The sequence below is a fragment of the Rhodococcus sp. 15-2388-1-1a genome, from assembly GCF_002259145.1.
Taxonomy (GTDB): Bacteria; Actinomycetota; Actinomycetes; order Mycobacteriales; family Mycobacteriaceae; genus Rhodococcoides.
On the sequence record NZ_NPFP01000046.1, the window covers coordinates 134,179 to 160,280 of the forward strand.

The 26,102-nt window shown below is 64.7% G+C and carries 29 protein-coding genes; 16 read left to right on the forward strand and 13 right to left on the reverse strand.

Annotated features, from left to right (window positions below):
* The first annotated feature begins 175 nt into the window (after nucleotides 1-175).
* Together CH302_RS25490 and CH302_RS25495 are read left to right on the forward strand one after the other, a co-directional pair.
* A complete protein-coding gene (locus tag CH302_RS25490) occupies nucleotides 176-586 on the forward strand; it encodes an NUDIX hydrolase (protein ID WP_176460775.1) in 411 nt (136 codons plus the stop codon).
* A 62-nt stretch (nucleotides 587-648) separates the two neighbouring features.
* Nucleotides 649-1,401, forward strand: coding sequence for an isocitrate lyase/PEP mutase family protein (locus tag CH302_RS25495; RefSeq protein WP_037186732.1), 753 nt, complete (start codon nucleotides 649-651; stop codon nucleotides 1,399-1,401).
* Nucleotides 1,402-1,450: 49 nt separating this feature from the next.
* Here the strand turns inward: CH302_RS25495 and CH302_RS25500 are convergent, their stop codons facing one another.
* The 6 genes from CH302_RS25500 to CH302_RS25525 all read right to left on the reverse strand — a co-directional run bounded on the left by CH302_RS25500 (nucleotide 1,451) and on the right by CH302_RS25525 (nucleotide 7,163).
* Complete coding sequence (locus tag CH302_RS25500) at nucleotides 1,451-3,631, reverse strand: AAA family ATPase (protein WP_037186735.1); 2,181 nt, start codon at nucleotides 3,629-3,631, stop codon at nucleotides 1,451-1,453.
* Between the two features lie 24 nt (nucleotides 3,632-3,655).
* Nucleotides 3,656-4,510, reverse strand: coding sequence for a CDP-diacylglycerol--serine O-phosphatidyltransferase (pssA, locus tag CH302_RS25505; protein WP_037186737.1), 855 nt, complete (start codon nucleotides 4,508-4,510; stop codon nucleotides 3,656-3,658).
* Between the two features lie 8 nt (nucleotides 4,511-4,518).
* Nucleotides 4,519-5,235 (reverse strand): phosphatidylserine decarboxylase, encoded by a 717-nt coding sequence (locus CH302_RS25510; RefSeq protein ID WP_037188588.1) that lies wholly within the window; start codon nucleotides 5,233-5,235, stop codon nucleotides 4,519-4,521.
* 151 nt (nucleotides 5,236-5,386) lie between these two features.
* Nucleotides 5,387-5,653: a GlsB/YeaQ/YmgE family stress response membrane protein gene (locus CH302_RS25515; RefSeq protein ID WP_037186738.1), complete on the reverse strand. Its 267-nt coding sequence runs from the start codon at nucleotides 5,651-5,653 to the stop codon at nucleotides 5,387-5,389.
* Nucleotides 5,654-5,748: 95 nt separating this feature from the next.
* Complete coding sequence (locus CH302_RS25520; protein WP_037186742.1) at nucleotides 5,749-6,207, reverse strand: SRPBCC family protein; 459 nt, start codon at nucleotides 6,205-6,207, stop codon at nucleotides 5,749-5,751.
* Between the two features lie 158 nt (nucleotides 6,208-6,365).
* Nucleotides 6,366-7,163: a DUF1206 domain-containing protein gene (locus CH302_RS25525; RefSeq protein ID WP_037186744.1), complete on the reverse strand. Its 798-nt coding sequence runs from the start codon at nucleotides 7,161-7,163 to the stop codon at nucleotides 6,366-6,368.
* A 197-nt stretch (nucleotides 7,164-7,360) separates the two neighbouring features.
* Here CH302_RS25525 and CH302_RS30290 point away from each other — a divergent pair, with 197 nt between their 5' ends.
* The 7 genes from CH302_RS30290 to CH302_RS25555 all read left to right on the forward strand — a co-directional run bounded on the left by CH302_RS30290 (nucleotide 7,361) and on the right by CH302_RS25555 (nucleotide 12,770).
* A complete protein-coding gene (locus tag CH302_RS30290; protein WP_155288428.1) occupies nucleotides 7,361-7,498 on the forward strand; it encodes a hypothetical protein in 138 nt (45 codons plus the stop codon).
* A 97-nt stretch (nucleotides 7,499-7,595) separates the two neighbouring features.
* Nucleotides 7,596-9,251, forward strand: coding sequence for an FAD-dependent oxidoreductase (locus CH302_RS25530; protein WP_037186746.1), 1,656 nt, complete (start codon nucleotides 7,596-7,598; stop codon nucleotides 9,249-9,251).
* Nucleotides 9,248-10,714, forward strand: coding sequence for an ATP-binding protein (locus CH302_RS25535; protein ID WP_037186751.1), 1,467 nt, complete (start codon nucleotides 9,248-9,250; stop codon nucleotides 10,712-10,714). Before CH302_RS25530 ends, CH302_RS25535 begins: the two co-directional genes overlap by 4 nt.
* Complete coding sequence (locus tag CH302_RS25540; protein WP_037186753.1) at nucleotides 10,711-11,055, forward strand: UBP-type zinc finger domain-containing protein; 345 nt, start codon at nucleotides 10,711-10,713, stop codon at nucleotides 11,053-11,055. The genes CH302_RS25535 and CH302_RS25540 overlap by 4 nt, the downstream gene beginning before the upstream one ends.
* Nucleotides 11,052-11,471 carry a DUF1801 domain-containing protein gene (locus CH302_RS25545; RefSeq protein WP_037186755.1) on the forward strand — a complete coding sequence of 140 codons (420 nt, stop codon included), beginning with the start codon at nucleotides 11,052-11,054 and terminating at the stop codon, nucleotides 11,469-11,471. Before CH302_RS25540 ends, CH302_RS25545 begins: the two co-directional genes overlap by 4 nt.
* Nucleotides 11,468-12,154, forward strand: a complete 687-nt coding sequence (locus CH302_RS25550; RefSeq protein ID WP_037186757.1) for a GOLPH3/VPS74 family protein — start codon at nucleotides 11,468-11,470, stop codon at nucleotides 12,152-12,154. Before CH302_RS25545 ends, CH302_RS25550 begins: the two co-directional genes overlap by 4 nt.
* 10 nt (nucleotides 12,155-12,164) lie before the next feature.
* The gene (locus tag CH302_RS25555) at nucleotides 12,165-12,770 is read left to right on the forward strand and encodes a DJ-1/PfpI family protein (RefSeq protein ID WP_037186760.1); all 606 of its coding nucleotides are present in this window, start codon (nucleotides 12,165-12,167) and stop codon (nucleotides 12,768-12,770) included.
* Here the strand turns inward: CH302_RS25555 and CH302_RS25560 are convergent.
* Nucleotides 12,750-13,097, reverse strand: coding sequence for a DoxX family protein (locus tag CH302_RS25560; protein WP_037188589.1), 348 nt, complete (start codon nucleotides 13,095-13,097; stop codon nucleotides 12,750-12,752). The two genes, CH302_RS25555 and CH302_RS25560, sit on opposite strands and share 21 nt — an antisense overlap.
* Before the next feature lie 80 nt (nucleotides 13,098-13,177).
* Between CH302_RS25560 and CH302_RS25565 the strand changes: the two genes are divergently transcribed.
* Nucleotides 13,178-13,507 (forward strand): winged helix-turn-helix transcriptional regulator, encoded by a 330-nt coding sequence (locus CH302_RS25565; RefSeq protein ID WP_037186762.1) that lies wholly within the window; start codon nucleotides 13,178-13,180, stop codon nucleotides 13,505-13,507.
* Nucleotides 13,508-13,551: 44 nt separating this feature from the next.
* Here the strand turns inward: CH302_RS25565 and CH302_RS25570 are convergent, their stop codons facing one another.
* On the reverse strand, nucleotides 13,552-15,417 hold the full coding sequence (locus tag CH302_RS25570) for a BCCT family transporter (protein ID WP_037186764.1): 1,866 nt from the start codon (nucleotides 15,415-15,417) through the stop codon (nucleotides 13,552-13,554).
* A gap of 288 nt (nucleotides 15,418-15,705) precedes the next feature.
* Between CH302_RS25570 and CH302_RS25575 the strand changes: the two genes are divergently transcribed.
* The 3 genes from CH302_RS25575 to CH302_RS25585 are packed head-to-tail and all read left to right on the forward strand — an operon-like array spanning nucleotide 15,706 to nucleotide 17,391.
* Nucleotides 15,706-16,620, forward strand: a complete 915-nt coding sequence (locus CH302_RS25575) for a serine/threonine-protein kinase (RefSeq protein WP_037186766.1) — start codon at nucleotides 15,706-15,708, stop codon at nucleotides 16,618-16,620.
* Nucleotides 16,621-16,666: 46 nt separating this feature from the next.
* Nucleotides 16,667-17,041, forward strand: a complete 375-nt coding sequence (locus CH302_RS25580; RefSeq protein ID WP_052047259.1) for a TetR/AcrR family transcriptional regulator — start codon at nucleotides 16,667-16,669, stop codon at nucleotides 17,039-17,041.
* Nucleotides 17,038-17,391: a PH domain-containing protein gene (locus CH302_RS25585; protein WP_037186769.1), complete on the forward strand. Its 354-nt coding sequence runs from the start codon at nucleotides 17,038-17,040 to the stop codon at nucleotides 17,389-17,391. The genes CH302_RS25580 and CH302_RS25585 overlap by 4 nt, the downstream gene beginning before the upstream one ends.
* 36 nt (nucleotides 17,392-17,427) lie before the next feature.
* Here CH302_RS25585 and CH302_RS25590 read toward each other — a convergent pair whose 3' ends face one another.
* Nucleotides 17,428-18,909: an amino acid permease gene (locus CH302_RS25590; RefSeq protein WP_037186771.1), complete on the reverse strand. Its 1,482-nt coding sequence runs from the start codon at nucleotides 18,907-18,909 to the stop codon at nucleotides 17,428-17,430.
* 417 nt (nucleotides 18,910-19,326) lie between these two features.
* On the opposite strand from CH302_RS25590, the gene groL reads away from it, so the two are divergent.
* The 3 genes from groL to CH302_RS25605 all read left to right on the forward strand — a co-directional run bounded on the left by groL (nucleotide 19,327) and on the right by CH302_RS25605 (nucleotide 22,824).
* Nucleotides 19,327-20,952 (forward strand): chaperonin GroEL, encoded by a 1,626-nt coding sequence (gene groL / locus CH302_RS25595; protein ID WP_008713461.1) that lies wholly within the window; start codon nucleotides 19,327-19,329, stop codon nucleotides 20,950-20,952.
* A 146-nt stretch (nucleotides 20,953-21,098) separates the two neighbouring features.
* Nucleotides 21,099-21,887, forward strand: a complete 789-nt coding sequence (locus CH302_RS25600; RefSeq protein WP_052047260.1) for an RsiV family protein — start codon at nucleotides 21,099-21,101, stop codon at nucleotides 21,885-21,887.
* Between the two features lie 34 nt (nucleotides 21,888-21,921).
* On the forward strand, nucleotides 21,922-22,824 hold the full coding sequence (locus CH302_RS25605) for an alpha/beta fold hydrolase (RefSeq protein WP_037186772.1): 903 nt from the start codon (nucleotides 21,922-21,924) through the stop codon (nucleotides 22,822-22,824).
* A 9-nt stretch (nucleotides 22,825-22,833) separates the two neighbouring features.
* Here the strand turns inward: CH302_RS25605 and CH302_RS25610 are convergent, their stop codons facing one another.
* From CH302_RS25610 to CH302_RS25625, 4 genes are read right to left on the reverse strand one after another with little or no spacing between them, the layout of a single operon-like run.
* Nucleotides 22,834-23,157, reverse strand: a complete 324-nt coding sequence (locus CH302_RS25610; RefSeq protein ID WP_032382260.1) for a putative quinol monooxygenase — start codon at nucleotides 23,155-23,157, stop codon at nucleotides 22,834-22,836.
* A gap of 46 nt (nucleotides 23,158-23,203) precedes the next feature.
* Nucleotides 23,204-24,229: an NAD(P)-dependent alcohol dehydrogenase gene (locus CH302_RS25615; RefSeq protein ID WP_037188594.1), complete on the reverse strand. Its 1,026-nt coding sequence runs from the start codon at nucleotides 24,227-24,229 to the stop codon at nucleotides 23,204-23,206.
* Between the two features lie 5 nt (nucleotides 24,230-24,234).
* Nucleotides 24,235-25,014, reverse strand: a complete 780-nt coding sequence (locus CH302_RS25620) for an iron-sulfur cluster assembly protein (RefSeq protein WP_052047261.1) — start codon at nucleotides 25,012-25,014, stop codon at nucleotides 24,235-24,237.
* Between the two features lies 1 nt (nucleotide 25,015).
* Nucleotides 25,016-26,059, reverse strand: coding sequence for an amidohydrolase family protein (locus CH302_RS25625; protein WP_037148819.1), 1,044 nt, complete (start codon nucleotides 26,057-26,059; stop codon nucleotides 25,016-25,018).
* Between the last annotated feature and the right edge of the window lie 43 nt (nucleotides 26,060-26,102).

The following is a 26,102-nucleotide window of genomic DNA, read 5'->3' on the forward strand; positions in this document are numbered from 1 at the left end:
GGCGATGAGTAGGGTCTGGAAATCGGTGTGAATCTCGATGTATGTCTTTGTGAAATAACGAAGCGGCTGCCGAACGGCAGCGCGCCAGTTGTCTGTTTCCATCCTACTTTGCGAGGTAGGCGGCGTGCCAAGCGGTACAGAACGCTGCGAGTCCGTGAGTGAGGGGAGCGCATCGGTGACCGATCCGAGGCTCATTCGTACCGCCGGATTGGCCTACGTCCGGGATCGTCGAATGATCCAGACGCGATCGGCCGGCAAATCCGCGTTCTACATGGCGGGCGGCAAGATCGACCCCGGCGAGACGCCCGAGCAGGCACTGCACCGAGAGATCAGAGAAGAGCTCGATGCGGCGGTGACGGACGTCCGGCTGCTCGGGGTGTTCGAGTGTCAGGCATGGGGGCACCCACCGAATACCCCGCTCGAGATCACCTGTTTCCTCGCCGACCTGGCGAACGAGCCGTCGCCGACCAATGAAATCGCAGAGATCAGGTACTTCACCCGCGACGAGTACGCGGCCATGTCCGACGTCGCTCCGGGATCGCTGATGGTGTTCGACCGGATGAAAGCACTCGATTTGATCGACTGAAGCGCGTATGTTGGTTGTCGAGAGAACGTACGTTCTCCACAGCCACCGCGAAGGAGTCCTCTATGACGAACCTGTCCCAGAAAGCCACCACCCTGCTCGAGCTGCACCAGCCCGGAAACCCGGTCGTCCTGCCGACCGTCTGGGACGCCTGGTCCGCAAACCTGGCCGTGTCCGCAGGCTTCACCGCGCTGACCGTCGGAAGCCACCCCGTCGCCGATTCCATCGGCAAGCCCGACAACGAAGGCATGACCTTCGACGAACTGCTCGCCCGCATCTCGCAGATTTCCGTAGCCGTCGACGTGCCGCTGTCGGTCGACATCGAATCCGGCTACGGCGAGGACCCCAAGCGACTGATCGACGGACTGATCTCCGTCGGAGCCGTCGGCCTCAACATCGAGGACACCGTGCACAGCGAAGGCGGCCGCCTCCGCGAAGCACAGGAACATGCCGACTTCGTCGGAGCACTGCGCGCCGCGTCCGACGCCACCGACGTGCACGTGGTCATCAACGCCCGCACCGACCTGTTCGTCAAGGCCATCGGCGACGAGAGCGACCGCGTCGAGCGCGCCATCGCACGCCTGAAGCTGTGCGCCGCAGCCGGAGCCGACTCGCTCTACCCCGTCGGATTCCACAACGACGCCGACTACAAGCGTCTCGCCGAGGAACTCCCACTGCCCATCAACGCCATCGCCAACCCGGCCGAGGGCGACCTGTCGCACTTCGCATCCCTCGGCGTCGGACGTATCAGCTTCGGGCCGATCTTCCAGATGGAGCTGGCCAAGCGGGCAGAGGAGATCCTCGGCCGCTGGAAGTGAGTGCCTCCGGCAGTGGTGCGGTCGAGTGCCGCAGGCTCCACTCCTGCCACTAGGCATTCCCGTAGGCCTGCAGATGCGCCACCTGCTCGGGATCGAGTGACGGCTTCACCGTCGCCCGAGCGGCGGCGACATCGGCGGCGGTGACGTCGGCTGCATCCATCGACCGACGCATCGCCGTCAACGCGGCCTCGCGCAGCAATGCTGCGCAATCGGCCGCGGAGTAGCCCTCGAGATCGCGCGCCAACGACTCCAGATCCACGTCTTCGGCGAGCGGGATGGATTTGCCCGACGCCTTCAGGATGTCCACGCGGGCATCGGAATCCGGCGGTGGCACGAACACCAGGCGCTCGAGTCGGCCGGGCCGGAGCAGTGCGGGATCGATCAGATCGGGTCGGTTGGTTGCCCCGAGTACGACGACGTCGCGCAACGGTTCGACGCCGTCGAGTTCGGTCAGCAGCGCCGCGACGACCCGATCGCCGACGCCGGAATCCGAACTCTGGCCGCGTTGGGGCACGAGCGCATCCACCTCGTCGAGAAAGATCAGCGACGGAGCGGAATCGCGGGCACGCTGAAAGAGTTCTCGGACAGCCTTTTCCGAGGAGCCGACCCACTTGTCCATCAGTTCTGCGCCCTTGACCGAGTGCACGCTGAGCTGCCCGGAACTGGCGAGTGCCCGTACGAGGAACGTCTTGCCGCAGCCGGGCGGACCGTACAGCAGAACTCCTCGCGGAGGCTCGATTCCCAAGCGCGCGAACGAATCCGGGTGTCGCAGCGGCCACAGCACCGCCTCGGTGAGTGCCTGCTTGGTTTCGACCATGTCGCCGACGTCCTCGAGCGTGAGACTGCCGATGGCCAGTTCTTCGCTCCCCGAACGTGACAGTGGGCGTATCACCTGAAGAGCGCCCACCAGATCGTCCTGCGTCAACGAGGCCGCGGCCGAATCGTTCGATGCGCGCGCCGCCGCTCGCAGCGCCGCCTCCCGCGTCAGTGCAGCCAGATCGGCGACCACAAAACCCGGTGTCCGTGACGCGATCTCGCCCAGATCGACGTCGCCCTGCGGAACCTTGCGGAGCAGGTGCTCGAGCAATCCCTTGCGCCCCGCCGCGTCGGGCAAGGTCAGGGTGAGCTCACGATCGCACAGGTCCTGACCGCGCAGTCTGGGATCGGTTGCCTCCGGATGAGCCGTCGTCGCGATCAGGGCCAGGCCGGGAGTGTCGACGGCCCGGCGCAGTACGTCGAGGACGAACGTGGACGCCGGTTCGGGATCCGAGGGCAGCAACGCGTCGACATCGGTGATGAGCAGAACTCCCGAACCCGCGAGCTGGTCGACCGCCGCGGTGACCCGATCGACCCGGGCCGACGCCTCGAATGCACCGATCGACGGTCCGTCCAGCACGACGCATGCGCGTTCGCCGACGACCGCCCGCGCCAACGTCGCCTTGCCGACCCCGCCCGGTCCGGTGATCAACACCCCCAGATGCGGCGATGCGCCGAGCGTCGCCAACAACTCCGACTCGTCCAACGCCAGCCGTAGCCACTCGGTGAGCTTGGACTGTTGGGCGCTGACTCCCACCAGATCGGCCACGCTCACCGGTGGTGCCGCGGTCTTCGGCGCGGGAACCGACGCTGCCGGTGCCTGGACAGCGGTGACGGTGCCGTTGCCCCACCCGACCGCCGAATTGGGCTGCACACTCACCGGCCCACCCGACGGATCGACGGCCGAGACCGTCAGCAACTCGGTGGTCCAGGCAACCCCGAATGTCCTCGACAGCGCCTGCGTCGCCGAAGTGGTCGAGGTGCCGGGCCCGAGATCGCGGGGGAGGAGCGAGACCGTGTCGCCCACCGTCAGCACCTTGCCCAGCAACGCTTGCCGCAGGGTGGCGTCGGAGATGGAACCGGTGGCGAGCGACGAGCCTGTCACCGTGACGGTCCTTGCCCCGTAGACCGTGACGGGTCCTACTGCGACAGAAGCATTTTCGCGAAGTCCGGTGTTGGAGAGGGTCACGTCGTCCAGTAATGCGGTGCCCTGAGGTGACCCATCGGGAGCCGCGGCGACGACGGCGGCCGTGCGACGAGAACCGATGAGCGACACCGCATCCCACTCCCGCAGGCCCAGAGCCGCGAGCACTTCCGGATGCAGGCGCACGACGCCGCGTCGGGCATCGGCCGCCGAGGTGTTGAGGCGTGCAGTGAGAACGAGCTCAGGCGTCGTCGAGCGAGATTCGGTCACACGGTCAACAGTAGCGGCGAGACACTAACTGCGAGGTCGACGCAGTCCCAGACGAGCCTGCGACCGCCGATTGTTACCCGGCGCGCGGCGGATGGCCCGACGCTCGGCGCGGCGCTCGGCCGGCTTGGCGTCCCACGTGTACGGACGCGCGGCAGTCCAACGCTGCGAGCGCACCGCGAACGGGATGTGCACCAGGTAGGCCAGCACCAAGCCCATCAGCAGAATCAGCGGGAAGGTGATGAGCGCGGCAGCGAGCAGCGCAACCAGCACCAGCAGGATCGCGGCCAGCCGCGGCGGCACCGAGACGGTCTTGAGCGCCAACGTGGGGATGCGGCTGACGATCAGACCGGCGGTGAGGATCGCCCAACCGGCAACGACGTAGAACGAGGCCCACCAGCCGTCACCGAATTGCTCGAAGCCCGCGATCGGTGCCATGGCGATCAGCGCTCCGGCGGGGGCGGGAACTCCGGTGAAGTACTCGCGCGCGTAGGCAGGAGTGTCGTCCTCGTCGAGCAGAGTGTTGAAGCGCGCGAGGCGGAGCACGATGCTCACCGCGTAGACCAACGCCACGATCCAGCCGCCGCTGCTGCCCTCGAGCAGCGTCACGTACAGCACCAGTGCCGGGGCCACACCGAACGAGATGGCGTCGGACAGCGAGTCCAGTTCGGCACCGATCTTGCTGGTGGCGTCGAGCAATCGGGCGATGCGACCGTCCAACGCGTCGAGGATCGCCGCGGCACCGATCATGGCGAGCGCGGTGCCGAGCTGGCCGTCGAGAGCGAACTTGACCGCGGACAGGCCGGAGCACAACGCGAGGATCGTGACGACGGACGGCAGCAGACGGATGGCAGCGGGCGGCTTGGCGCGTCTGGTGATCATGTCGGCTTCTACTGCGGAAGCTCGGCGAGGACCGTCTCGGCACCGACCGCACGTTGGCCGCGTTCGACCAGCAGTGTGGTGCCTGCGGGGAAGTAGGTGTCCACGCGGGACCCGAATCGGATCAGGCCGTAGGTGTCGCCGATCGACAGTGCGTCGCCGACCTTCGCGTTGTTGATGATGCGTCGAGCGATGAGGCCGGCGATCTGCACGACAGCGACGTCGTGTCCCGAGTCGGTCCTGATGTGCATGCTGTTGCGCTCGTTGACCTCGCTGGCCTCGGCCAGGTCCGCGGATTTGAACTGGCCACGGCGGTGTACGACCTCGACCACTCGACCGGCAACGGGAACGCGCTGCACGTGGACGTCGAGAACCGAGAGGAAAATGCTCACGCGCGGGACCGGCTGCGAGCCCAGATCGAGCTCGGCAGGCGGCACGGCGGTGTCGACGAGCGTGACCAGACCGTCGGCGGGAGCGACGACGACGCCGGGGCGATTCGGCGGCACTCGCGACGGGTGGCGGAAGAAGGTGGCGCAGGCTCCGGCGGCGACGAGACCGGCGTTGCGGACCCACTTGGAGCGGCGGCCGAGAACTGCGACGGCGAGCGGACCGCCGACGAACGGCAGGCCGGCGGGGTGTAGCGGTGGAACCGTTTCACGAACCAAATCGACGATGTGAGCCACTCCGGTGCGGGGCGGTTGACCAATCGGGGCGGGACGGCGTGCCACGGTCTCCTCTAACTGTCGGCGACTGTACTTGTCGGCAATAACGGGTGCTGGCAGTTCATGGTGCTGAAAGCGAATCATGCGTCGAACGCACGACTGCCGAGGCCCTCACAGCGTACGTGAGGTGCCCCGGCAGGCGAGAGGTGCGAGTCGATCAGACGCGGCTGCGGCCCGTCACGAGCTTGACCAGGAACAGCAGGATGCACGCGCCGATGAGGCAGGTGATGAAGCTGAAGATGATTCCGCCGCCCTCGACGTCGAGGAAGGTGCTGAGCAGGAAGCCGCCCAGGAGGCCGCCGACGATGCCGACGACGATGTTCAGGATGATGCCCATCTGAGCATCCGTCTTCATGATCTTGCTACCGATCCAGCCGGCCAGTCCGCCGATGATGATCCAGCCTACAAATCCGAGTCCCAACATAGGGTGCCCCCACTTTCCGTTTCGATTCTGTTGCTTGTCGAAACGACGGATGCCCATGGGAAACGAACCTGAAACATTCCTGAGAAAAGTAATTTCTAGCTCGACTTTTCACTTTCCGTCTTGATGCGACGCAGAGTCTTGTTCATACCGTCGATCAACTCGACGTCGAACTCGTCGATCCCGCCGAGGACCCGCTTGACCAACAGCGACGACACTGCCGACGTGCCGCTGGGGGCTTCCCGCTTCTCGACGACGGTCGTTCCGGTCGCGGTGGGGGTGAGGGTGTAGGACCAGATCGTCTTGTTCTCGACGACGCGGAAAGCGAGTTGTCGGTTGGGCTCGAAGGTGACGACCTTGGAGGTGGTCGGCCAGACGAGCATCCCCTTGCGATTGATGTTGAGCGTCTTGGTGCCCTTGCCGACCGGTCCGCCGAAGACCTTCATCTTCTTGCACTGCGGGCTCCACTCACCCATGCGCTGCAGGTCCGAGACGATGGACCACACGGTCTCGGGGCTCGCGGCGATGTCGATCGTGGCTTCGAGGGTCTTGCTCAACGTGGGCCTCCAGGTAGTGAAGTAAATGCAACTGACTGTCACACTCAATCGTGCGCATCCTATGTGTCAACGGACACAATTGACCAGGCAGGTGAGTGATAACTCGCAGCAGGCTCCACTCCCGCTCAATTAGGTCGTTCCGCAGGCTCCACTCCCGCTCACATGCGAGCGAAGCGAGCCAGGACGAACGCGTAGAGCCCGTAGAGCGCGATGCCCACTCCGGCGAGGATCAGCAGAACCTGTCCGTAGGGCTGCGAGCCGAGGGTCTTGAGAGCACCGTCGATGCCGGTGGCCTTCGACGGATCGGATTGCAGAACGGCCACCACGACGAGGAGTCCGGCTCCGACCAGGGCAGTGCCCTTGGCGGCGTATCCGGCGATGCCGAGTTTGACGACGGCCCCGCTCTGGTGCCCTTCGAGATCGTCGAGGAAGTTCTTCGAAACGCCCTTGTAGACGTGATATCCACCGACTCCGATGACCACGAGCGCGATGGCGATGAGCACGAGCTTGCCGCCGCCCGATTCCATCAGTCGCGCGGACCAGCCGGCGTTCTGTTGTCCGCTGGACTTGCCCGAGCCGGTGGCGAAACCGTAGGTCGAGAACGCGAACGCGATGTAGACGACGGCCAGCGCGGCCGCTTTGAGGCGGTCCATCGCACTCCCGGCGTCGGCGTCGGATTTCTTGCCGACGATGGCTTCGACGATGCGCCACAGTGCCAGCGCCACGAAGGCGACCACCGCCACCCAGAGCGCGATCTTTCCGCCCGGCTTCTCGGCCAGCTCGGCGAGTGCACCGGACTGGTCTGCGTTGCCTGCCTGACCGAACGCCAACCGGATGGCGATGTAGCCGATGAGGATGTGCAGCACTCCACTGACGAAGTGGCCGCCTCGCGCCGCTTTTTCGAATGCTCCGTTGTTCTGCACGGAACTGGCCACAGAATTTCCCGACGTGTTCACGAACGTTCCCCGATCAGTAGATTGGGCAGCCGTTTACCCCGACCGTAGGCCGAGGAAACTGTCTCGCGCGGCAAAACGCCGCACGAGATCCCACCGCGGCGTTAACACCGGGCGGACACTGATCGATGTAGCAAGCGGAGTGTCGGGACCAACGAAGAAATTGTTCGGAGTGATCCACCGTGAAATTACAGTCGATAATGCGTCGTACCAGCAGTGATCTGCCCCTGTTGAAGACCGCCAGGATGAGTGGCAGCCCGCGTACCTGGCCGGCCGAGAAGCTCGAGCGGCTGCTCACCCCGCAAGAAATCGATCTGATTCGACGCGGCCGAATCTGACCCCGCTGTTCCCAGGCTCGACGCCACCACTGGCCTCCCATAACCGGCCCGGTGGTGGCATGCTCGAAGGGTTGACGAGCACCAGTCCTGGAGGGTCATGAAACCGGTCATTCTCAGCGTCGACGACGATCCCGGAGTGTCGAGATCGGTCGCCCGCGATCTGCGTCGTCGCTATGGGGAGCAGTACCGCATCGTGCGCGCGGAGTCCGGTGCCGGGGCGCTCGACGCCCTGAAGGAACTCGCGCTGCGCGGCACCCCGGTCGCCATTCTGTTGGCCGACTACCGCATGCCGCAGATGAGCGGCATGGAATTTCTCGAGCAGGCCATGGACATCTTCCCGACGGCCCGTCGCATCCTTCTCACCGCATACGCGGACACCGACGCTGCGATCGACGCGATCAATGTCATCGACCTCGACTACTACCTGCTCAAGCCGTGGGATCCGCCCGAGGAAAAGCTCTACCCCGTGCTCGACGCCCAACTCGAGGCCTGGTGTGCGTACGACCACCGGGCCGTCGAGGACACCAAGATCATCGGCCATCGTTGGTCCGCGCGCTCGTCGGAGATCCGTGAGTTTCTCGCTCGCAATCAGCTGCCGTATCGCTGGTACATGTCCGACGAGTCCGAGGGTGCACGGCTGCTGGCGGCCGCCGGTGTGGACGGAAGCCGCTTGCCGGTGGTCATCACCACCGAGGGCGATGCGTTGATCGAACCGTCCGATGCCGAGCTGGGCAATCGGCTCGGGTTGACGGTGTCTCCGTCCGAGGAGTTCTACGACCTGGTCGTCATCGGCGGCGGACCGGCGGGACTCGGAGCTGCGCTCTACGGTGCCTCGGAGGGCCTGCGGACGACCCTGATCGAACGGACCGCCACCGGCGGTCAGGCCGGTCAGAGTTCGCGAATCGAGAACTACCTGGGCTTTCCCGACGGGGTGTCGGGCGCGCAGCTCGCCGAGCGGGCTCGGCGGCAGGCGTTGAAGTTCGGTGCCGAGGTGGTCACCACCCAGGACGTCGTCGGTCTGGAAACCAACGGTGCCGCGAGAACCGTTCGGTTCGCCGACGGCCGCAGCATCAGTGCGCAGACGATCATCCTGTCCACCGGTGTCGCCTATCGCCGGCTGGACGCACCCGGAATCGACGACTTCACCGGCCGAGGCGTGTTCTACGGGTCGGCGATGACCGAGGCGGCGCGGTGCGCCGAGCAGGACGTCTACATCGTGGGCGGCGCGAACTCGGCGGGCCAGGCGGCGGTGTATCTCTCGCGCGGGGCCAAGTCGGTGACCATTCTGATCAGGGCGTCTTCCCTCGAAGCGTCGATGTCGTACTACCTCATCAAACAGATCGAAGAGAATCCGAAGATCAGCGTTCGGCCGTGCACCGAGGTCGTGGGTGTGTCGGGCGACGGTCACCTCGAGTCGATCACGCTGCGCAACCGGGCAACCGACGAGACCGCGACCGTCGACGCGCAGTATCTGTTCCTGTTCATCGGGGCGGCACCGCGCACCGAGTGGCTCGACGGGGTGCTCGTGAGGGACGACCATGGATTTGTGGTCACCGGGCCGGATCTCGTCGTCGACGGGCGTGGGCCTGCCGGGTGGACGCCCACTCGCCTCCCGCATCACCTCGAGACGAGTGTGCCCGGTGTGTTCGCTGCCGGTGACGTACGGTCCGACTCGGCCAAACGCGTCGCGTCGGCAGTGGGAGAGGGAGCGATGGCCGTGATGCTGGTGCACAGATATCTGGCGAACCCGTGAATACACCCATATGTGATCCGGACGAATTGCGGACGCTGTTCCTGTTCGAGCAGCTCACCGACGCACAGTTGGCGGAGCTCTGTCGAGACGGGCGCATCGAAACGATCGAGCCGGGGCCGGTGTATGCGGAGGGTGATCCGGCGACGTGCTTCTACGTTCTGATGGACGGAGCCGTGGTGCTCTCGAAGCTCTCGGGCGGGGAGGATCTGGTGGTCAATCGCACCTCGCAGCGCGGGGTGTACGCGGGTGCGTGGCAGGCGTACCTGGGTGATCGGGTGCCGCAGACGTACCAGGGTTCGATGCGGGTGACCGAACGCTCCCGGTTCTTCGTGCTCGACGCCGAGTGCTTCGCGTCCATCGTGCGGGAGTGGTTCCCGATGGCGTTGCATCTGCTCGAGGGATTGTTCTTCGGCAATCAGAACACCAAGCAGATAGTCGAACAGCGAGAACGCTTGTTGGCGTTGGGTTCTCTGTCGGCCGGGTTGACGCACGAGCTGAACAATCCGGCGGCGGCTGCGGTGCGGGCGACATCGGCGTTGCGTGATCGGGTGGCGCACATGCGGCAGAAGTTGGCGATGATCGCCGGTGGCACTCTCGATCGCGGCAGCATGGCGCATCTGGTCGGACTGCAGAACGAGGCCGTGGAGCTGGTGGCCAAGGCTCCGAAGCTGACCGCGATGGAGGCGTCGGACCGCGAGGACGAACTCGGAGAATGGTTCGAGGACAAGGGCATCGGCGACGGTTGGGATCTGGCTCCGACGTTCGTCTCGGCCGGTCTCGATGTTCCGTGGCTCGACCGGGTCGCGGCGACGGTCGACGATCCGACGATGCTCGAGGGTGCGATCCGGTGGCTCAACTACACCGTCGAAACCGAGTTGCTGATGAACGAGATCGCAGATTCGACCACCCGGATCTCCACGCTCGTCGGTGCCGCGAAGCAGTATTCGCAGATGGATCGTGCGCCGTACCGAACGGTGGATGTGCGCAAACTGCTCGACAGCACGCTGATCATGTTGGGCCGCAACATCGGTGACGACATCACGGTGGTCAAGGACTACGACCCCGCGGTGCCGCCCATCCCGGCCTATGCAGCCGAACTGAACCAGGTGTGGACCAATCTGATCGACAATGCCGTGCAGGCGATGGGATCAGGAGTGCAGCCTGCAGGAACGACTGAGAAGGCGAGGGGCACACTGACGGTGCGGACGTTCTTGGACGAGGATCAGGTTCAGATCGAGATCTGCGATACCGGACCCGGTGTGCCGCAGGAGATTCGGTCGCGCATTTTCGAGCCGTTCTTCACCACCAAGCCGGTCGGCGAAGGCACCGGTCTCGGCCTGGACATCTCGTGGCGCATCGTGGTGAACAAGCATCAGGGTGAGCTGCGAGTGGTGTCCGAACCCGGTGACACGCGATTCATCGTGCGGCTACCCGTCAACCCGGCGACAGAGGAGGCATCATGACCATCGAAGGCATCGATCCGCAGGTACCACCGTCGGGACCGGGGTGTGTGGAGTGCACGCAGACGCAGGGTTGGTGGGTGCATCTGCGGCGGTGTGCTCAGTGCGGGCACATCGGGTGTTGTGATTCCTCGCCCTCCCAGCACGCCAGCAAACACGCCGAGTCCACCCGGCACCAGTTCGTGCGGAGCTACGAGCCCGGCGAGGACTGGTTCTACAACTACGCCGACGAGCAGATGTACGACGGGCCGGAATTGGCCCCACCGCAACATCATCCACTCGATCAGACGGTTCCCGGTCCGCGTGAGCGGGTGCCGTCGAACTGGCAGAGCCTGATCAATTGAACGCGAACCTGACGCGACCCACCGAGGTGTCGGCCGCGGATTTCCTGGCGGCCGTGGAGCACCCGGTTCGCCGTGCGGACGGTCTCGTTCTTGCGGAGATGATGGGTCGGGTGACCGGGGAGCCGGCAGTGATGTGGGGGCCGACGATGGTGGGTTTCGGTTCCTACCGGTACGCCACGGACAGTGGTCGTCGGGGCGAGTGTTTTGTCGTCGGGTTCTCTCCGCGAAAGGCGAGTCTGTCGCTGTACGGCACGACGTACGCCCCGGAATCGGATTCTCTGCTCGAACAGGTGGGAAAGCACAAGCGAGGCGCAGGTTGCCTGTACGTGAACAAGCTCGCCGATGTGGACATAGCGATTCTCGAGCAACTGGTGGCATACAACTACCCGTACATACTGGGTAACCTCGCGTCATGACCTTGATCGCGGAGGACCTGCTGCTGTTGTTGCTCGACGACGACTCGGGCAAGCCGCTGGCCGACAGCACGAAGTTGCCGCGGGTACTGGCGGGTGCGTTGGTGGTCGAGCTCGCGATGAGCGGATCGCTGCGCATCACCGGTCCCGACGAGGAGATCAAGAAGGATCATGTGGTCGTCGCAGGCTCCACGACCGAAGCTCCGAGTGACCCGGCGTTGCGTCGGGTGTTCGATCTGGTCGCGTCGGCGTCGCGGCCGATGAAGCCCCAGAAGGTGATCGAGAAATCGCAGAAGAATGTGGCGAAGGAACTGGCTGCGCGTCTCGTCGCACAGGGCTTCGTGACCGAGAAGAAGGACAAGGTGTGGGGATTGTTCCCGACGACGACGTGGCCTGCTCGTGACACCTCGCACGAGAAGGTGTTGCGAGATGCCCTGCGCAGCGCGCTGGTCGACGGGACGACGCCGTCGCCCCACACGGCCGCGTTGATCTCGTTGATCTCGGCGGTCGATCTGACGCACAAGGTGATCGTGGACGCGGACAAGAAGCAGCTGAAGCACCGTGCGAAGCAGATCGCCGAAGGAGAGTGGGCCGGCGCGGCTGTGCGCAAGGCCGTCTCGGATGTGAACGCCGCGGTGATGGCCGCGGTGATGGTGCCCGTCATCGTGTCGACCACGAGCAGCTGAAGGCCAGGTCATGAGTAGAAGCGTTGCAATTCTCTTGTTCGACGATGTCGAGGTACTCGACGCGTGCGGTCCGTTCGAGGTGTTCTCGGTTGCCAATCGGGTGGCCGAACGCGCCGGTGGCGCAGCGCCTTTCGAGGTGACGCTCGTCGGAATCGACGACAGGGCGGTCGTTGCTCGGGGCGGAATGAGGATCGGCGTCGACACCACGATCGACGATCCGCGGGGATACGACGTCGTCGTGGTGCCGGGCGGTGTCGTCGATGCGGTCTCGGCCGACAGCCGGGTTCTGCAGTGGTTGAAGCGACTTCGGTCCGACGCCGAGTTGGTGGCCTCGGTGTGCACGGGTGCTTTCGTACTGGCGGCGGCGGGACTGCTCGATGCTCGACCCGTCACCACGCACTGGGAAGACCTGGAATTGCTACGGGAACGATGGCCTGCGCTCACCGTGCACGAGGGTGTTCGGTACGTCGACCACGGTGATCTGGCGACGTCCGCCGGAATCAGTGCCGGTCTGGATCTGGCGTTGCATCTGGTCGCGCGGTGGGCGGGAGCGGATCACGCTCTCGCCACCGCGGGCCAGATGGACTACGACTGGTCAGGCGCTGAGCACCCGTAGGACGAGCGCGACGACGGCGAACACGGCCAGGCCTGCGGCCGGTGCGAATTCCTTGTCCTTGATCCGCACGTGCGCGGCGACGGCACCGACGAAGTAGAGGATGACGCCGACGGCAGCGGCGACGCCGATGGGCCAGACGTACAGGCCGACCAGGAGGCCGACGGCTCCGAGTAGTTCCGCGTAGGCGAGCCACGGAATCTTCTCGGCGGGAACGCCGACCTGCTCGAGCATCGGGACGACGGATGGGTTCTTCGTCAGTTTCCCGATAGCGGAGAACGTGAGTGCCACGGCGAGCAACACCGAGACGATGACGGTTGCGATGAACATGAGTCCCGCTTTCATTTCTGAGGCCACTAGTAATTCAGAAGCAGCGAGTCGGACTGTAGCACCCTCGGTAGGGTGGAGCCATGGCAACGAATGGAGAGATCGATGATCCGCGTGCCTGCGACGGAGCGCTGACGAAAGCCTTCGGCTTCCTCGGCAAGAGGTGGAACGGAATTCTTCTTGCGACGCTGATGAACGGGCCGATGGGATTCTCGGACCTGCGTCGTGCCGTCGGTGGTATCAGTGATTCGGTGTTGTCCGAGCGACTCGGAGAACTCGCCAAGGCAGGGCTGGTGGCGCGCACCGTCGACGACGGGCCGCCCATCTCGGTGGAATACAGCCTCACGCGATCCGGCGAGGCGCTGCTGCCGTCACTGCAGGCGCTGACCGAGTGGTCCTCGAAAAACCTCTGACCCCCGCGAGAGGCTCGCGAGGGTCAGAGTGTGGTGGAGACGGGTCAGCCGGGGTGGTTGCTGTCTTTCTGCCCCTCGGCCGAGTCGGCGAACTCCTGAGTGTCGAACACTTCGCCGCCGAGTGGGTCGACCGGAGCGTTGTCTCCGGAGTATTCGACTGCACCGGTCTCGGGATGAACCTCGAGCTGTTCGGTGGAGACCTCGTGCACCGCGAGTACGACGCTTCCGTCGGAGCGCGAGGATGTCAGTCCCTCCCGTGAGGGTGCCAGTCCGGAGAACGTACTCGAGATCCCGGCCGTCGCTCGCTTTCGAGGCGCGGCAGGCGTGGCAACCGTCGGTTCGTCGCCTGCGACGTCCGAGGTGGTGGTCACGCGTACGTACCGCGGTGTGGTGGCGACGTCGTAGCGGAAAGCCTTGAGCATCGACACACAGGCGAGTACCAGCACCACCGAGAACGGCACGGCCGTGGCTATCGACATCGTCTGCAACGCCGTCAGTGAACTCGTTCCACCGACGAGCAGCAGCACTGCCGCCGCGATGCCTTGCAGTACGGCCCAGTAGACCCGGGTGATCTTCGGCGTTTCCAGTTCGCCGCCGGTCGAGAGAATGTCGATGACCAACGATCCCGAGTCCGAGGACGTCACGAAGAAGAACACGATGACCGCGATGGCGATGACGCTGGTGATCGCGGCGATCGGGAGGCCGTCGAGCACCTGGAACAGGCTGGTGTTGGTGTTCACCGCGCCCTCGGCGTCGAGCAGATCTCCCTCGTTGCGCTGCCGGAGGATGCCGGTGTCGCCGAAGATGGTGAACCACAGCGACCCGACGATGGTCGGAGCCAGCAGCACGCCGAACACGAATTCACGAATGGTGCGGCCACGGGAGATGCGCGCGATGAACATGCCGACGAACGGTGCCCAGCTCATCCACCAACCCCAGTAGAAGATGGTCCAGCCGCCGGCCCACCCGTCGTCGGAGAACGGTGAGGTGCGCAGCGCCAGCTCGGGCAGCGCCTGAACGTAGCCGCCGAGGTTCTGCACCCAGGACTGCATCAGGAACAGCGTCGGACCCAGGAGCAGTACGAACAGGGCCAGCGCAGCCGCGAGGCCCATGTTGATGTTGGAGAGCCACTTCAGACCCTTGGAGACGCCACTGACCACAGAGAAGGTGGCGATGCCGGTGATCGCGGCAATGAGCACGATGACGAACCAGTTGGTGGTCTCGACCCAGCCGAGATACTCCAGCCCGGCCGAGATCTGCTGGACGCCGAACCCGAGCGAGGTCGCGACGCCGAACAGGGTGCCCACGATGGCGACGGTGTCGATGGTGTGACCGATCGGACCCTCGATGCGCTTGCGGCCGAGCAGCGGCTCGAGCAACCAGCGGACGGTCAGCGGACGACCCTTGCGGTAGGTCATGTACGCCATGCCGAGTCCGACGACGACGTAGATCGCCCAGGCGTGCAGGCCCCAGTGGAACAGTGTGAGTTCCATCGCCTGACGCGCGGAGGCGTCGGTGCTGCCGGGGATGCCACCGGCTTCGGGCGGCGTCACGTAGTGCGAGAGCGGCTCGGCGACGCCGTAGAACACCAGGCCGATGCCCATGCCGGCACTGAACAGCATGGCGAACCAGGACAGGACGCCGAACTCGGGCTTCTCGTCGTCTCGGCCGAGGCGGATGTTGCCCACTCGGCTCAATCCGCAGTACAGGGCGAACAGCACAAAACCGGTGGCGGCCAGGATGTACCACCAGCCGACGCCTGCGGTGATGGCCTCGTTCAGTTTCTCGAACGAATCCGCCGCCGTGCTCGCGTAGACCACGGAGAAGGCGATCATCACGAAGATGATGATCGATGCGGGGACGAAAACCGGTTTGAGCAGGCCGCCCCAGGCTTCTTTTATTGCTTTCACTTACTTGACTTCCTTACAACTCGAGTCACCGTAATCGGCTGACCACTATCGGTTTGCCGTTCTTTTTCTCTTGTTTCGGTCAAGTACCGGTAATCACCATAAACGACATCGGTGCAGGTGACGAAACGTGTGAGGGCTGCCGAACTGGGAAACGGGCGAACGTGTGGTTTCTGCCGAGTCGCCCCGAACGGTCGAACGGACTACAGTTCTGCCGATGCTGCGGACATGTCCGGTTGTGTCACCCCCCGTATTTCGCGGCGTGAACAATGTTGTGCGGCAGGTGATTCGGTGACCAGTCGATTGCAGCCGGGTTCGGAGTTCGCCGGCTTTCGGGTCCAGCGCCGCCTCGGGGTCGGCGGTATGAGCGAGGTGTATCTGGTTCTCGGGCGCGGCCACGACCGGCTCGAGGCCCTCAAGATCCTGGACCGGGAGGCGTCGCGATCGCCGAGGTTGCGCAACAAGTTTCGGATGGAAGCGACCGTCGCCACCCAATTGGTGCACCCGAACATCGTGTCGGTGCACGAGCACGGTGAGTTCGAGCACCAACTGTGGATGTCCATGCACTACGTGGACGGCTACAGCGCCGCGCGGCTCGTCGCCCGCGGCCAGATCGCGCTCGACGTCTCCCGGGTGGCGCGCATCGTCGCGGAGGTGGCCAAAGGGCTCGACTACGCCCACTCGCAGGGCGTCGTGCATCGGGACGTCAAGCCCGCGAACATCCTCATCTCCACCGAGCGAATCGACGGTTACGAGCAGGTGTTGTTGTCGGACTGGGGAATTGCGCGCCTGCTGGGTGATTCGACCCCGCTCGCTGCAGGCGGGACGGTGCTGGCATCCATCCCGTACGCGGCACCGGAACTGCTTCGCGGGGGAGTGTTGAGTGCGCAGACCGACGTCTACGGGCTGGGGGCGACGCTCGTCGAACTGGCGACCGGCCGGACGCCGTATCCGCTGGCCACGCCGTTGGCCATCACCGCAGCGCATCTCACGGCCGAGCCGCCGTCGGTGACCCGTCGTCGACGCTCGTTGCCGCGGGGGCTCGACGCGGTGGTCGCGCGGGCGTTGGCGAAGGATCCGTCGGATCGTTTCGAGACCTGCGTCGCACTCAGCGACGCGGTGGCGGCAGCGGTGGCCGCAGGAGTTCCGGAACCGCCGCCGCGGCGGTCGCCGTTCACGAGGTCGCGCTGGCTCAAATTTTCTTGACCGATCGTTCTTGACTGATCGGTCATCAATCTGCCATCCTCGATGCATGGGACGAACCAGAAGCTTCGACGAGGCGACCGTCGTCGCGTCTGCCGCCGAGCAGTTTCGATCCAACGGTTACGAGGGAACGTCCCTGGACGATCTGCTGCGTGCCACGGGACTGCATCGCGGCAGTCTCTACCAGGCGTTCGGCAGCAAGCGAGGATTGTTCCTCGCTGCGTTGTCTCGGACCGAGTGGGATGTGGACCTAGTGCTCGTCGCATTGCTCGAACTCGCACCGTTCGACGACCATGTCCGCGAAATATGCTCCGGCACACTGCTCGACAGTGGCGTCGAGAACATTGCCCAGGTGCTCGGTGAACGTCTGCTGGGGCGGGCACGTATCGACCCGAACGCCGCAATCGAAGGAGAACGCCAATGAATTCCGTGACGGTGGTCGACGGCACCCTGATCGTCGAACCGAGGGGACTGGACAAGCTGTGGTCGTTCACCCGTCGTCTCGAGATCCCCCTCGCGCACGTACGCGGTGCTACCCACGACCCGGGAGCGAGCAAGGAGCCCAAAGGGATTCGAGCGCCGGGGCTCGGACTGCCGGGAAAGACCGCGGGCACGTTCCACCGCGACGGCGTCAAGACGTTCTACAACGTCACCGGCAGTGCCGACACGATCGTCATCGAACTCGACCAGCAGGAGTATCAGCGGCTGATTCTGACGGTGGAGGATCCGCGTGCGGTGGTGCAGCTGATCAACAACGCCGCAGCGGCCGCGTGACGGGGCACCGGTCCTCGGGCCCCGTCACGCGTGGGGCTACTCCTCCGGTTCGGTCGGGCGGTTGGCCACCACCGGGTACTGGCCGGTGTAGCCGAGGCGTTCCTCGGCGACGGTGAGCACCTTGGTGCGCACCAGGAACCAGCCGCCGATCAGTGCCGGGATGATGACAACAAGAGTGGCGATGGTCCACGAGCCGATCGGGGCGTCGAAGGCCATCAGCACCAGCACGCCGAACAGGAACACCAGCGTCGCGTAGCTGGTGTACGGCGCTCCGAACAGGCGGAACTTGGGCCGCTCCACGATGCCCTTCTTGGACCAGCGGTACAGCTGGATCTGGCACAACACGATGGTGGCCCAGCTGGCGATGATGCCCAGTGCAGACATGTTCAGCACGATCTCGAACGCCTCGCCGGGGGCGATGGCGTTGAGCGCGACACCGAACAGCGTGATGAAACAGGTGAGCAGAATGCCGCCGAACGGCACTCCGCCCTTGGTCATCTTCTTGGTGAAGTCCGGCGCACTGCCGTTCATCGCCATCGACCGCAGGATGCGGCCGGTCGAGTACAGCCCGGCGTTCAGGGAAGACAGTGCCGCCGTGAGCACCACGATGTTCATGATGGTGCCCGCGCCGCCGAGGCCGATGCTCGAGAAGAACGTCACGAACGGGGAGGTACCGGACTGGTACGCGGTGTACGGCATCAACAATGCGAGCAGTACGAGCGAGCCGACGTAGAACAGAGCGATACGTGCGATGACCGAGTTGATCGCCCGCGGCATGATCTTCTCCGGGTTCTCGGTCTCACCGGCGGCGGTACCCACCAATTCCACTGCGGCATAGGCGAAAACAACACCCGAGATGACGATGACCAACGGCCACGCGCCCGACGGGAACAAGCCGCCGTTGTCGGTGATGAGACTGATGCCCGGCATCTGGGTACCGACGGGGATGCGGCCCGCGAGGAACACCACGCCCACGATCAGGAACGTCACCAACGCGATGACCTTGATGATCGCCGCCCAGAACTCCATCTCACCGAACCACTTGACCGACACGAGGTTCAGGCTCATGACGATGACGAGGGCGATCAACGCGATGACCCACTGCGGGATCACCTCGAAGCTGCCCCAGTAGTGCATGTACGTCGCGATGGCCGTCACGTCGACGATGGCCGTCATCGCCCAGTTCAGGAAGTACATCCAGCCCGCGACGAACGCTGCCTTCTCGCCGAAGAACTCGCGTGCGTACGAGACGAAGCTGCCCGAGGACGGGCGGTGCAGCACCAGCTCGCCGAGTGCGCGGAGGATGAAGAAGACGAAGATTCCACAGAGGGCGTAGGCGAGGAAGAGGCCGGGCCCGGCACTGGCGAGTCGTCCGCCCGCTCCGAGGAACAGGCCGGTGCCGATGGCACCGCCGATCGCGATCATCTGCAACTGACGAGGTTTGAGGCCCTTGTGGTAGCCCTCTTCCTCGTGGTCCATCGCCGAGTTGTCGTACGAAGTGTCGACCGTATCGGACATGTTTCGATCCTTACTGTCGGATTTGTAGGGTTTTGTCCGAATTTTTTGGCGTCGAAGCTGTTGTCACTCAACGGTATTGGCGTCGATGGTTCGATGCACAGTATTCGGATGTTAACAACGCGTACTGGTGTGAACAGTGCGTGACGAATGGCGTCTCGGTCGAGCATCTGCTCGAGGCATGCTTCGGGCGGTGGCGTCGGGAATGGGTGTCGTGGTGGTTCACCCCTCGGTCGGTACCAGTGGTCGACCTTGCACTCGCCATGGTCGAGTGCTAGAAATGCAGTTGGCACTCTCGACACGTGAGTGCCAGGTCGGGACACGGTGAGGCCGGGGAATCAACGACACCCCTGGTCGTCCGTCGCGGGCACCGAGCTCGGCCAGCAATGTGTCACCCCCAATCCGGAGGATCACTTCGCAATGGCCAAGATCATCGCGTTCGACGAAGAGGCACGCCGTGGCCTCGAGCGAGGCCTCAATGCCCTCGCCGACGCAGTAAAGGTGACGTTGGGCCCCAAGGGTCGCAACGTCGTACTCGAGAAGAAGTGGGGAGCTCCCACGATCACCAACGATGGTGTTTCCATCGCCAAGGAGATCGAGCTCGAAGATCCCTACGAGAAGATCGGTGCCGAGCTCGTCAAGGAGGTCGCCAAGAAGACCGACGACGTCGCAGGCGACGGCACCACCACCGCTACCGTTCTCGCTCAGGCACTCGTCCGTGAAGGCCTGCGCAACGTCGCAGCCGGCGCGAACCCGCTCGGCCTCAAGCGCGGCATCGAGAAGGCTGTTGCAGCCGTCACCGAGTCGCTGCTCGCGTCCGCCAAGGAGATCGACACCAAGGAGCAGATCGCTGCTACCGCTGGCATCTCCGCAGGCGACCCGTCCATCGGCGAGCTCATCGCCGAGGCAATGGACAAGGTCGGCAAGGAAGGCGTCATCACGGTCGAGGAGTCCAACACCTTCGGCCTGCAGCTCGAGCTCACCGAGGGCATGCGCTTCGACAAGGGCTACATCTCGGCGTACTTCGCCACCGATGCAGAGCGCCAGGAAGCCGTCCTCGAAGACGCGTACATCCTGCTCGTCAGCTCCAAGATCAGCACCGTCAAGGACCTGCTGCCCCTGCTGGAGAAGGTCATCCAGTCCGGCAAGCCGCTCGTCATCATCGCCGAGGACGTCGAGGGCGAAGCTCTCTCCACCCTCGTGGTGAACAAGATCCGTGGCACCTTCAAGTCCGTCGCCGTCAAGGCTCCCGGATTCGGTGACCGTCGCAAGGCGCAGCTCGCCGACATCGCCATCCTCACCGGTGGCGAGGTCATCAGCGAAGAGGTCGGCCTCTCCCTGGAGACCGCCGGACTCGAGCTGCTCGGTCAGGCACGCAAGGTCGTCATCACCAAGGACGAGACCACCATCGTCGAGGGCTCGGGAGATTCCGACGCCATCGCCGGTCGCGTCAACCAGATCCGCGCCGAGATCGAGAACTCCGATTCCGACTACGACCGCGAGAAGCTGCAGGAGCGCCTGGCCAAGCTGGCCGGTGGCGTTGCAGTCATCAAGGCCGGAGCGGCAACCGAGGTCGAGCTCAAGGAGCGCAAGCACCGCATCGAAGATGCCGTGCGTAACGCCAAGGCAGCCGTCGAAGAAGGCATCGTCGCCGGTGGCGGCGTGGCACTGCTCCAGGCAGCGCCCGCACTCGACAACCTCAAGCTCGACGGTGACGAGGCAACCGGCGTGAACATCGTTCGCGTCGCACTGTCCGCCCCGCTCAAGCAGATCGCATTCAACGCCGGCCTCGAGCCCGGCGTCGTTGCGGACAAGGTCTCCAACCTGCCCGCAGGTCACGGCCTCAACGCCGCGACCAACGAGTACGAGGACCTGCTCGCTGCAGGCATCAACGACCCGGTCAAGGTCACCCGCTCGGCACTGCAGAACGCAGCGTCCATCGCGGCTCTGTTCCTCACCACCGAGGCCGTCGTCGCCGACAAGCCCGAGAAGGCCGGAGCGCCCGCAGGCGATCCGACCGGTGGCATGGGCGGCATGGACTTCTGAGTCCCTTGTTGTACTGAAAACGCCCGACTCCGCTCCGCGGGGTCGGGCGTTTTTGCGTTCGAATCGGGTGCAACCAGCCGCGCTCAGCGCGGTCGGCTGCACCCGATTCTCGGTCATACCCGTCGGGTTTGTGGTTAGGGTCGGGCATGACTCGTATCCGCTCGATGGTCGCCGCAGTGGCCGTGACCGCGGCCTTGACGGGCTGCTCCACCTCGGGAACTGCCACGCCGGCGTCGGCACCGACGACTACGGAAGTCACTGTCACCACCGAGCGAGACGAGCCGACGTCCACGACGCCGACCACTACCTCGAGTAACGCCGAGCCGTACGTCGTCGGCAGCACTCGAGTCACCGGATCAACCGTGCGTGCGACCTACGACGTCGCGATTCCGCAGCTCAGTGGCGGGAATCCCGCCGTGACGGCGGAGTTCAACGAGTCGATGCGCGCCGCGCTCCAGGATCAGATCGATGGTGACTACGGGAACGACTTCGTCCTCAGCGACGGCTACTCGACGGGTACGACCTACGTCGGGCGGCGCGTGATCAGTGCCGAACAGATCACCGGTTGGATCGCCGTGCCGCCAGGAGCGCACGGTAATTCACTGATTGCGACCGTGACGATCGACGCCGACACCGCACAGCCGATCTCCCTCGGTGATGCTTTCACCGATCTCGACGCAGGCCTGGCCCGGCTGTCGGACCGAGCAGCGGCAATTCTTCCGACCACCAGCGCAGGCGAGAGTTTCGAGCGCTCGGGTATCGAGCCGACGGTGGCCAACTTCGCGAACTGGACCGCATCGCCGGAGGGAATGAAGATTCACTTCGGGGACTACCAGGTGGGTTCCTACAGCATCGGCCTCGTCACGATCACCGTGCCGTGGACCGACCTGTCCGATGTCCTCGCTCCCGGTATGCAGGCTGTTTTGAGTAGCTGAATCTCGGCGCACCCCGCAATGCGAGCATGGACCCATGATGATTCGTGCAGGGGTGCTGGATGTGGCCTACGACCGCGTCGGTGACCCGTCCGGTCGTTCGGTGGTGCTGATGCACGGGTTTCCGTACGACCCGCGCGGTTACGACGACGTCGGCAGGCTGCTCGCCGAATCCGGTTACGACGTGGTGGTGCCGTACCTACGCGGCTTCGGACCCACCCGGTTCGTCGACGCGGACACGATGCGCTCCGGTGAGCAGGCCGCGATCGGCCACGACCTGCGCGAGTTGATCCTCGCGCTGGAGCTGGACCAACCCATCGTCGCCGGCTACGACTGGGGCGGGCGAGCGGCGTGCGTCGTCGCCGCGCTGTGGCCCGAGTTGGTGTCGGGCCTGGTGAGCGTGTCCGGATATCTGGTGCAGAACATCGCCGCGGCCGTATCCACGCCCGTGCTGCCGCACCTCGAGAAGCGGTACTGGTATCAGTACTACCTGCACTCCGAGCGGGGCCGCGCCGGGCTCGCGGCCTACCGCACCGAGATCGCGCAGACACTGTGGACGGATTGGTCGCCGACCTGGAGGTTCGGCGATTCCGAATTCGCGGCCACCGCACCGTCGTTCGACAACCCCGACTTCGTGGACGTGTCCGTGCATTCCTACCGGCACCGATACGGGCTCGAGTCAGGGGACGCCGCCTATGCAGCCACCCAGGAGTTGCTGACGCAGCAACCGAGGATCACGGTGCCCACGGTCGTGATCGATCCGACCGAGGACACCGTCGCCTCGCTGTACGGCAGCCCGGACCACACGGCGCACTTCACCGACCTGATCGACGTTCGTCAGGTCGATTGCGGCCACAACCCGCCTCAGGAATTACCCGGGCAGTTCGCCGACGCCGTCGTGACTCTCGGCCAGGTGGTCCGGGATCGCGAAAGGGACTAGACGAACGAACTAGTCGACCGCGAGCTCGCCCAGTTCGTTCCAGTCGGTGCCGTCGACCTCTTGGCTGATGATCTTCGGGGTCTCCTGCAGGTACGGCGGGAGATCCTTCTGGGCCTGCTTGAAGTGATCCGAATTCACATGGGCGGCACCGGCATCGGGATCCTTGAATGCCTCCACCAGGACGTACTCGGTGGGGTCGTCGAGGGTGCGCGACCAGAAGTACCAGAGGCATCCCTCCTCGGCCTGGCATGCCTCGGTGAAGTCGCGTGAGATCTCGGGCCAGTTGTCGGCGTGCTCGGGCTTGACCTTGAACTTGGCGGTGATGAAGATCAACGTTGCTCCTCGTTGTTGGGGTTGAGTCGGTGGTTACTACCCGATTTCAGGGTACGAGAATCGCGCGGCCGCGAACCCGTCCGTTGTCGAGGTCGTCGATGGCACTCTGAAAGTCGTCCAGTGCGTAGGTCTGCGTATGCAGGTTCACGGCACCGCGCGCGGCGAGAGACATCAGATCGCACAGGTCGTTGTAGGACCCGACGAGGTTGCCGACGATGTTCTTCTCCGCCGACACCAGGTCGATGGTCGGCACGTCGACGTTCTCGCCGTAGCCGATCACGTGATAGTCCCCGGCCCGTCTGGTCATCGCCAATCCCTCTGCGGTGGAGCCATTTTCGCCGACGAAGTCGAGTACCACCTCGGCACCGAATCCGCCGGTGAGTTCCATGACCTGATCGACCTGACTGCCGTCGGCGACCACCGCGTGATCGGCGCCAAGGGTGAGGGCGAGCTTCACGGCGTCGGCGTTGCGGTCGATGACGATGAGCTCCGCGGGCGACAGTGCCTCGAGCACCTGGATACCGATGTGGCCGAGGCCACCTGCACCGATGACGACGCACTTGTCGCGTGGAGTCAGCCGTCGGGCTGCTTTGGCTGCGGCGTGATAGGCGGTCAGGCCGGCATCCGCGAGCGCGGCCACCGCGGACGGTTCGAGTGAGTCGTCGATCTTCACGACTGTCCTGGCGTTGGTCCGCAGATAGTCCGCGTACCCACCGTTGGTGTCGATGCCGGGGAAATCACTCGTCTCGCAGTGCACGTCGTCACCGGACCGGCAGGCCCGGCACAACCCGCACGTGACCAGCGGATGCAGGATCACCTTGTCGCCCTCGCGGACGTTGGTGACGGCCGAGCCGACCGCATGGACCCACCCGGCGTTCTCGTGCCCGATCGTGTACGGCAGTGTGACGCCGGACTTCTCGGCCCACTGTCCTTCGAGGATGTGCAGATCGGTACGGCACACGCCCGCGCCGCCGATCCTGACGATGACGTCGAGAGGGCCTCGAACCTCGGGAATCGGTACCTCGGTCATCTCCAGATTCTTGTGGTAGCCGACCACCTGGACGGCGCGCATCGTGCTCATCGTGACTCCTGTGTAGTGCTGTGCTGGACGGTGAGAGTGGTGAGGGGGATGAATGCGCCTTCCACGCGCGGTACCTGCTGCTCCTCCGACCCCGGGTAGCGGGTCTGCAGCAATCCGCGGCAGAAGTGGGCGTTGCCGTCGATCGAAACGCGGGTGGCGCGGGCGCGCCGCATCACCATCGTCAGATCTCCGGTGTGTGGTCGGCCGGTGTGATCGACCAGTGCGGGAGCGGCCGGATCGATCCTCAGGCCCAGCGCCTCTCGACGACGAAGCAGTGCGGTCGAGGTGCGATCGTCCGGAAGGTCTCCGAGAACCACTGCGGCCAAGTCGTTTTCGGTCGACTCGGGATTGGCACGCAACCATGCCATGAGCGAGCGTTCCATCGCCGCCACGTAGGCCTTGCGCCGAAACGTCGCGCGTAATTCCTCGAGGTCCTCCTCGGCCTCGTGTCCGAAGGTGCCGCGGTAGCCGGCGTCGGCGGCGAGGCCGGCATTGATCTTGTCCGAGTCGTGGTGATCGTCGAGTTCGACCAGCACCCGCTCGGTCCACGGCAACGCCGTCAGCACGTCCTTGGAGTCTCCCGCCATCAGGTACGCGAAATTCGGCGAACAGAACGACGTCGGCAGTCGAAGATGAACGTGCACTGTGCCGTCGTCGACCTCGAGAGATCGCACGAACCCGAGATCGGTGATGGGCTCGTCCAATTCGGGATCCAGGACGACGCCGAGCGCGGCGTAGGCCTCGTCGTGCCTCGACAGGGTTGCAACGACCGTCATCTCACACCGCCGCGAGATCGGCGCGCTCGGGCTGACGCGGTCCGGTCTCGGTCTCGTCGGCGTCGGGCAACTGCAGTTCTGCCGGGACCGGGATGTCGTAGAGCTTGGCGGCGTTCAAGCCCAGGACCTTCTTCTTCTGCTCGAGTGTGATCGGTGCGTATTCGTCCAGGGACTCGTGGATCTGGAAGTCGACGAATCCTTCGACCAGCCACTTGGGCGTCCACAATGCGTAATCGGAGGAGAAGAAGATGCGGTCCTCACCCAGCCAGTACAGCAGCTCACCCATGATCTGACCGAAGTACTTCGGCCGCGTGTGCATGAACGGAATGGCCACGGCGAGGCCGGCATACACGTTGGGTTCCTGGGTGGCGATCCAGCAGAAGTCTTCGAGTCGGGGCAGGCCGCAGTGTTCGACGACGAAGTTCAGATCGGTGAAGTCGGTCGCCACGTGGTCGACATCCGCGACATCGAACGCATCGCGGTCGAGCGGACGAATGGTCGGCCCCTTGTGCACGTGAATGTTCTTGATGCCGACCTCGCGGCACACCTCGAGGTAGCGCCGCGTCCAGTCGTCGTCGAGCTTGTAGCCGCGGGAGTCGCCGTGCCATTCGGCGGTGTAGAGCTTGACGCCTTTCAGCCCGAAGCGTTCTGCGTCGGCGCGCAGTTGGTCGAGGCCGCGTTCGCCGTTGCGCGGATCGAAGTGGTGGTTGTAGGTCAGCTTGTCCGGGTGCGCCGCGGCCAGCGCCGACGCCTCCTCGGTCTGCCCGAACCCGTTGTTGTAGAACTCGCCGAGGTGGGCGGGCTGGAAGATAGCGTGATCGACGTACCCGATCTCGAACAGGTCGTGCATCAGGCGCTCGCCGCCCTGGTAGAGGTACTCGTCGTACGTCCACAGCTCGCTCTCGGGGGAGAGGTTGCGGTGGTAGTCGTAGAAGCAGTCGATGAACTGCTTGCCGTGGATGTTGCGTTGGTTCTGCTCTCGCGCGTCCCACAGTGCGACGTGGGCGTCGACGATGAAGAAGTTCTCGCCGTTCTTGGTGTACATGCGGTGTGCCTCCCGGGTGTTGCGATACGTGACGTGCGTCACG

Bases quoted from the DNA above. Each gene is read 5' to 3' on its own strand.
- CH302_RS25495 (WP_037186732.1), top strand. From the start codon at position 649: ATGACGAACCTGTCCCAGAAAGCCACCACCCTGCTCGAGCTGCACCAG.
- pssA (WP_037186737.1), bottom strand. From the start codon at position 4,510: ATGATCACCAGACGCGCCAAGCCGCCCGCTGCCATCCGTCTGCTGCCG.
- CH302_RS25515 (WP_037186738.1), bottom strand. From the start codon at position 5,653: ATGTTGGGACTCGGATTTGTAGGCTGGATCATCATCGGCGGACTGGCC.
- CH302_RS30290 (WP_155288428.1), top strand. From the start codon at position 7,361: ATGCGTCGTACCAGCAGTGATCTGCCCCTGTTGAAGACCGCCAGGATG.
- CH302_RS25530 (WP_037186746.1), top strand. From the start codon at position 7,596: ATGAAACCGGTCATTCTCAGCGTCGACGACGATCCCGGAGTGTCGAGA.
- CH302_RS25540 (WP_037186753.1), top strand. From the start codon at position 10,711: ATGACCATCGAAGGCATCGATCCGCAGGTACCACCGTCGGGACCGGGG.
- CH302_RS25550 (WP_037186757.1), top strand. From the start codon at position 11,468: ATGACCTTGATCGCGGAGGACCTGCTGCTGTTGTTGCTCGACGACGAC.
- CH302_RS25555 (WP_037186760.1), top strand. From the start codon at position 12,165: ATGAGTAGAAGCGTTGCAATTCTCTTGTTCGACGATGTCGAGGTACTC.
- CH302_RS25560 (WP_037188589.1), bottom strand. From the start codon at position 13,097: ATGTTCATCGCAACCGTCATCGTCTCGGTGTTGCTCGCCGTGGCACTC.
- CH302_RS25565 (WP_037186762.1), top strand. From the start codon at position 13,178: ATGGCAACGAATGGAGAGATCGATGATCCGCGTGCCTGCGACGGAGCG.
- CH302_RS25580 (WP_052047259.1), top strand. From the start codon at position 16,667: ATGGGACGAACCAGAAGCTTCGACGAGGCGACCGTCGTCGCGTCTGCC.
- CH302_RS25585 (WP_037186769.1), top strand. From the start codon at position 17,038: ATGAATTCCGTGACGGTGGTCGACGGCACCCTGATCGTCGAACCGAGG.
- CH302_RS25590 (WP_037186771.1), bottom strand. From the start codon at position 18,909: ATGTCCGATACGGTCGACACTTCGTACGACAACTCGGCGATGGACCAC.
- groL (WP_008713461.1), top strand. From the start codon at position 19,327: ATGGCCAAGATCATCGCGTTCGACGAAGAGGCACGCCGTGGCCTCGAG.
- CH302_RS25600 (WP_052047260.1), top strand. From the start codon at position 21,099: ATGACTCGTATCCGCTCGATGGTCGCCGCAGTGGCCGTGACCGCGGCC.
- CH302_RS25605 (WP_037186772.1), top strand. From the start codon at position 21,922: ATGATGATTCGTGCAGGGGTGCTGGATGTGGCCTACGACCGCGTCGGT.
- CH302_RS25615 (WP_037188594.1), bottom strand. From the start codon at position 24,229: ATGCGCGCCGTCCAGGTGGTCGGCTACCACAAGAATCTGGAGATGACC.
- CH302_RS25620 (WP_052047261.1), bottom strand. From the start codon at position 25,014: ATGACGGTCGTTGCAACCCTGTCGAGGCACGACGAGGCCTACGCCGCG.
- CH302_RS25625 (WP_037148819.1), bottom strand. From the start codon at position 26,059: ATGTACACCAAGAACGGCGAGAACTTCTTCATCGTCGACGCCCACGTC.